4 protein-coding genes are annotated in these 6,465 nt (G+C 66.7%); 2 read left to right on the forward strand and 2 right to left on the reverse strand.

Translation table 11 applies throughout. The features are described from left to right. Positions 1-110: 110 nt before the first annotated feature. Positions 111-1,259 (reverse strand): heparan-alpha-glucosaminide N-acetyltransferase domain-containing protein, encoded by a 1,149-nt coding sequence (locus tag N7590_RS16010; protein ID WP_164241671.1) that lies wholly within the window; start codon positions 1,257-1,259, stop codon positions 111-113. Between the two features lie 91 nt (positions 1,260-1,350). Beyond that, complete coding sequence (locus tag N7590_RS16015) at positions 1,351-1,833, reverse strand: hypothetical protein (protein ID WP_230078939.1); 483 nt, start codon at positions 1,831-1,833, stop codon at positions 1,351-1,353. Between the two features lie 343 nt (positions 1,834-2,176). Here N7590_RS16015 and N7590_RS16020 point away from each other — a divergent pair, with 343 nt between their 5' ends. After that, positions 2,177-4,141 (forward strand): oligopeptide transporter, OPT family, encoded by a 1,965-nt coding sequence (locus tag N7590_RS16020; RefSeq protein ID WP_053510209.1) that lies wholly within the window; start codon positions 2,177-2,179, stop codon positions 4,139-4,141. A gap of 255 nt (positions 4,142-4,396) precedes the next feature. After that, positions 4,397-6,465: S9 family peptidase (locus N7590_RS16025; protein WP_279935725.1), on the forward strand; the 2,069-nt coding region annotated here is incomplete at its 3' end.

Raw genomic sequence — 6,465 nt, forward strand, 5'->3', positions numbered from 1 at the left:
CACAGCGGAAAGGGCGCGATTATAGGCCTGCAGCCGTGCCCGCGCCCGGTAGCGCCCCGCCAGCCTTCAGTAGCTCCACGCCACGCGTGGATGGCCGCCCGATTGACGGCCTACAGGTAGCGCAGCCAAGCCAGGTCGCGGCGGCGGGCCTTGAACCGGCCGAACAGCAGCGTCGGCGGGTACATCGCCACCGCCAGCGCGCAGGCCATCAGCAGCAGGCCGGCCACCGAATCCAGCGCGTACAGGCTGCCGTGGGTGGGGCCCCACGTAGCCAGCGCAGCCACGTACAGCAGCTTCAGCACGTACAGGTGCAGCAGGTAGAAGAACATCGGCGCCGCTCCGATGTCGGCCAGCGGGCGCAGGGCGCGGGCCACCGGCGGCCATTCGTACAGGCGCAGCAGCAACAGGCCCACGCCCAGGGTCAGCAGCAGGAACTGCAATGACGGCGGGTACTTGGTGATATTGAACACGCTCATCCACGTGCGCAGCGTGCTGGTCTGGTACTGCCACGGGGCATCCCCATACTGGTTGGCGAACCGCAGCAGGGCAAACAGGGCCAGCGCACCCAGACCGGCCCACAGCAGCCAGCGCTGGCGCTGCGCCGGGTCGCGGTCGCGGGCGAACCACGGCCCCATCAGGTAGCCCAGTACGATCACGCCGATCCACGGCAGCACCGGGTAGGAGGTGCGCAGGCGCAGTGCGCCGGCCTCGATCCAGTCGCGCTGGTGCAGCACTTTCCACAGCACGGCCAGCACGCCGTCGCCTTCCACGCGCACGCCATCGAACAGGTTGTGACCGGCCACCAGCAGCACGCCCAGCACCAGCAGCGCCGGGCGCGGCAGCCACAGCAGGCCGGCCAGCGCGATCATGCTCAGGCCGATGGCCCAGATCACCTGCAGGTACAGCGTGTCCGGCGGGAACTGGAAGGTCCAGGCGAAGTTGACCAGGGTCAGTTCCAGCACCGCCAGGAACAGGCCGCGCTTGAGCAGGAAGGCGGCGATCGCGCGGCGCGGGTCGGCCTGGCGCTGGCCATACAGCCACGCCGACAGGCCTGTGAGCAGCACGAACACCGGGGCGCACAGATGCGCCAGCAGGCGGCAAGCGAACAGGGCAGGGGATACGCTGGCCGCATCCATCGGGTCGCCGACCTGGTGCTGCAGGAAAAAGGTCTCGCGCACGTGGTCGAGCAGCATCAGCAGCATGACGGTGCCGCGCAGCTGGTCGATGGAGGCCAGCCGAGGGGAGGAAGGAGAAGCCACGTACGATGTTCGTTCGGCGTGACAGGATATAACATAACAATTGCCCGTTTCCAGCAGGCGCTGAGAGATGCCGACGAGCGCGTCCATCAGCTCAGGGCAGGCAGACCGCAGGACTCCAGCCCAGAGCGTCGTCGTAGCGGACCTGGATCGCCCGCAGGCTGCCATCGGCGTTCGCCTTCACGCAGAATCGGGCGCTATAGAACCGGGTGGCGCCCGTTCTGGTGGCCGACATCGTGACCTCATACAGGCGCCCAGACTGCAGCGTCATGGCCGCTTGCCCTGCAGCGGCGTTGGCTGGCACTTCTCCATAGAGGACGCAAGCGCCGGGTGGAAGCGGGAGTGACGCGGGATAGGAAAAGTCGAAAGACCATAGCCGCCGCAGCGGTGGAGTAATCGCGTCATACACCTCCACACCAAACACCTGAGGAGTCTCACCGATACGCTTGCGCTCTTTCCTGGGAAGCCCGAAACAGGGTCTGCCGGCGTGGTCAGTGACCTCGATCGCGCCAACGCGACTCCAGGCCGATGCGTGATCACAAAGGGGCATCGAGCAGAGCAAGGTCACGATGGCCATGACCGGCCCCTTGATCGGGCGCATACGAAGTGTGTTTTTCATAGGTCGGCTCGGCGACAGCATTTGGATCGTGAACACGATGCGTGGGGAGTCGAGACACTTCAAACGATGTTGGCTGGAATGCTGCAGCGGTGGCTGGCCTGCCCATGTGGGGCAGGGGGCCGCGGTATCCGGTACCCGGCAGCCCATTGGGATATGTGCCTGATGAGCTTGATGCGTTGGCCGAATTTGGTCAAAAGCGACTATCCCACCGGCGACCCGGCTGCAACCCTCCCGAACCGCACTGGACGTGACGCCCCCTGAACGCTAGCGTGACCAGGATTTTTTGCCAGCAGGGGCTTCCATGAACCACGACGCTGCGCCCAAGCAGCTCACCTTCCGCGCAGTGGCCCTGGCCATCGTGCTGGCGGTGGTGCTGTCGGCGGCCAACGCCTATCTCGGTCTGTTCGCAGGCCTGACCATCGCCACCGCCATTCCCGCGGCGGTCATTTCCATGGGCGTGCTGCGCCTGCTGGGCGGTGGTTCCATCCTCGAAAACAACATCGTCCAGACCGGCGCTTCGGCCGGTTCGTCCATCGCCGCCGGTGTCATCTTCACCATCCCGGCGCTGGTGATCATGGGCTACTGGCCGGACTTCAAGTACTGGTGGGTGCTGGGCATCGCCGGCCTGGGCGGCCTGCTGGGCGTGCTGTTCTCGGTGCCGCTGCGCCGTTCGATGATCGTCGAAGACCCGCTGCCGTTCCCGGAAGGCAAGGCCGCGGCCGAAGTGCTCAAGGCCGGTGAGAACCCCGGCCCGGGCCTGAAGATCCTCGGCCTGTCGGCGGTGATCGGTGCCTTCGTCAAGCTGGCCGCCGAAAGCGGCCTGCGCCTGATCCCCGATGCCTGGGCCACTTCGGCCTACGTCGGCAGCTCCAAGATCACCGCCTTCATCGGCACCAACCTGTCGCCGGCACTGCTCGGCGTGGGCTACATCGTCGGCCTCAACGTCGGCATCGTGGTGGTGTCCGGTTCGATCCTGACCTGGCACATCGCCATTCCGATCTACCAGGCATTCTTCATGAACACCGATCCGGCCCTGGCTGCGTCGGTCGCCACCGCCTCGTCCACCGAGGCCGCGTTCGCCATCTGGGGCGCGAAGATGCGCTACCTGGGCGTCGGCGCGATGCTGATCGGTGGCATCTGGACCCTGATTTCGCTGCGCAAGTCGCTGCTGAACGGTGTCAAGAGCGGCTTCGCGGCTGCACGCAAGAGCGGTGGCCCGGTGCTGGCGCACACCGAGCGCGACCTGCCGATGAAGTGGATGCTGGTGGCCCTGGTGGTGTTCGTGCTGCCGCTGCTGGCCCTGTACCAGGCCATCGTCGGCCAGTGGCATGTGTCGATCCCGATGACCCTCATCATGATCGTCGCCGGCTTCCTGTTCGTTTCGGTCTCGGCCTACCTGGCCGGCCTGATCGGCTCGTCCAACAACCCGGTCTCGGGCATCACCATTTCCACCATCCTGTTCGCCTCGGCGGTGCTGGTGCTGCTGCTGGGCAAGGATGGCCTGCAGCCGGTCGGTGCCTTCGGTGCGCCGCTGGGTGCGGTGGCCGCGATCATGATCGGCGCAGTGGTGTGCTGTGCCGCGGCGGTCGGCGGTGACAACCTGCAGGACCTCAAGGCCGGCTACATCGTCGGCGCCACCCCGTGGAAGCAGCAGCTGATGCTGGGCATCGGTGCGTTCTCGTGCGCGCTGATCATGGCCCCGGTGCTGAACCTGCTGGCCACCGCCTACGGCATCGGCGTGAAGTCCGAGCTGCACCCGAACGCGCTGGCCGCGCCGCAGGCCAACCTGATGGCCTCGGTGGCCAAGGGCCTGTTCGGTGGTGAGCTGCCCTGGACCTTCATCGGCATCGGTGCCGTGGTCGGCGCCGCCATCATTGCCTTTGACAGCTGGCTGAAGTCGCGCAACGCACGTTTCCGCGTGCCGGTGCTGGCCGCCGCCATCGGTATCTACCTGCCGCTGGAGCTGATGGTGCCGATCTTCCTCGGTGGCCTGATTGCCCACCTGGTCGAGCGTTTCCACAAGGTGCGCGCCGATGACGAAGAGGGCCGCGACCGCGTGCACAAGCCGGGCGTGCTGTTCGCTGCCGGCCTGATTACCGGCGAAGCGCTGATGGGCATCGCCATCGCCGTGCCGATCGTGGTCAGCAGCCGCGCCGACGTGCTGGCCGTGCCGTTCCACCTGCCGGGCGCACAGTGGATCGGCCTGGCCGTGCTGTTCCTGGTCGGCTGGCTGATCTACCGCACCGGCAAGCGCGCCGTGGCGTAAGGGGTGGGTCGGATCCCTTCCGGCAGGGAAGGGCTCTGACTCCAGGTTTGATGGGTAGTGCCGGCCGCTGGCCGGCAACCCCGGAACCCATGAAGGCCCATGAGTGCCGGCCAGCGGCCGGCACTACCGCAAACCCCGCTTCGGCGCGGGTTTGCCCGTTCTGGCGGCTGCTCGATCACAGCCATGACCGATGGCCTTGGCAGCCCCGGCCGCACGGGCCTAACATCGGTTTTTTGCCGTCCTGCGGAGACCCCGATGAAACTGCGTCATGCCCTGCTGCCACTGAGCCTGCTGGCCGCCCTGCCCAGCGTCGCCGCTGCCCGTGGCCTGGAAGTCCGCGACATGGTGGCCATGGACCGCGTCTCCGCGCCGGTACTGACCGCGGACGGTGGCACCGTGGTGTTCGCCAAGCGCAGCGTGGACGCCAACCTGAAGGCCTCCACCGCGCTGTTCGCACGCAACCTGCTCACCCGTGATGCGGCACCGCCGAAGCAGATCACCCCGGCCGGCTGGAACGTCAATTCCGCTTCACTGTCGGCCGATGGCCAGACCGTGTACTTCCTCAGTGCCCGGAACGGCAGCCAGCAGCTGTACGCACAGCCGATCAGCGGTGGCACCCCGCGCCAGCTGACCGACTTCGCGGTTGACGTGGACAGCTACCACGTGTCGCCGCAGGACGACCGCGTGCTGTTCAGCGCCGGCGTGTTCCAGGCCTGTGCCTCGGACCTGGCCTGCACCGATAAGAAGCTCAAGGACAACAAGGACGCCAAGGCCAGCGGCAAGGTCTTCGATTCGCTGTTCGTGCGCCATTGGGATACCTGGAATGACGGCCGCCGCAACACCCTGTTCGTGGCGCCGCTGCCGGCGGCCAAGGCCGGTCCGGTCAAGGGTGCGTCGGCGCTGAGCGCGACCATCGATGGCGATGCACCGTCCAAGCCGTTCGGCGGCAATGATGACTTCGCGTGGTCGCCGGATGGCGCCAGCGTGGTGGCCAGCATCCGCGTGGCTGGCAAGCAGGAGCCGTGGTCGACCAACTTCGACCTGTACCGCTTCGACGCCGCCGGCAAGCAGGCACCGGTCAACCTGACCGCGTCCAACCCGGCCTGGGATGCCGGCCCGGTGTTCAGCGCCGACGGCAAGACCCTGTTCTACCGCGCGATGAAGCGCCCGGGCTTCGAGGCCGACCGCTTCGGCCTGATGGCGATGGACCTGGCCAGCGGCAAGACCCGCGAGATCGCCCCGCAGTGGGATCGCTCGGCCGGTGGCATCGCCCTGTCCGCTGATGGCGCCAGCATCTACACCACCGCCGATGACCTCGGCGAGCACCCGCTGTTCCAGATCGACGTGGCCAGCGGCAAGGCCACCAAGCTGATCGGCGACGGCAGCGTGACCGCGGTCGACGTGGCCGGCAACAGCGTGGCGATCACCCGCAACAGCCTGAAGAGCAACGACCAGGTACTGGTCGGCCTGCTGCCGGCCGCTGGCCAGCCGATCGGCGAGCTGCGCGCGCTGACCCCGGCCGCTGGCGAGGTGCTGAAGGACGTGTCCTTCGGCGACTACGAGCAGTTCGAGTTCAAGGGCTGGAACAACGACACCGTGCACGGCTACGTGGTCAAGCCGCACAACTACCAGGAAGGCAAGTCCTACCCGGTCGCGTTCCTGATCCACGGCGGCCCGCAGGGCAGCTTCGGCAACGGCTGGAGCTACCGCTGGAACCCGCAGACGTACGCGGGCCAGGGCTACGCGGTGGTGATGATCGACTTCCACGGTTCCACCGGTTACGGCCAGGCCTTCACCGATGCGATCAGCCAGCACTGGGGCGACCGCCCGCTGGAAGACCTGCAGAAGGGCTGGGACGCGGCGCTGAAGAAGTATTCCTTCCTCAACGGTGACAAGGCCTGTGCACTGGGCGCCAGCTACGGTGGCTTCATGGTCAACTGGATCGCCGGCAACTGGAATGGCCCGTTCAAGTGCCTGGTCAACCATGACGGCGTGTTCGACCAGCGCATGATGGGCTACGCCACCGAAGAGCTGTGGTTCACCGAGTGGGAGCAGGGCGGTACGCCGTACCAGAAGGCCGCCAACTACGAGAAGTTCAACCCGGTCAACCACGTGGCGGACTGGAAGAAGCCGATCCTGGTCATCCACGGCCAGCAGGACTTCCGCATTCCGGTCGAGCAGGGCCTGGCTGCGTTCACCGCGGCCCAGCGGCAGGGCATCGAATCGAAGTTCCTGTACTTCCCGGACGAGAACCACTGGGTGCTGAAGCCGAACAACAGCATCCTGTGGCATGACACCGTCAATGCCTGGCTGAAGCAGCACAT

Origin of the sequence: Stenotrophomonas sp. GD04024, from assembly GCF_029837545.1 — a bacterium.
Lineage (GTDB): Bacteria > Pseudomonadota > Gammaproteobacteria > Xanthomonadales > Xanthomonadaceae > Stenotrophomonas > Stenotrophomonas forensis.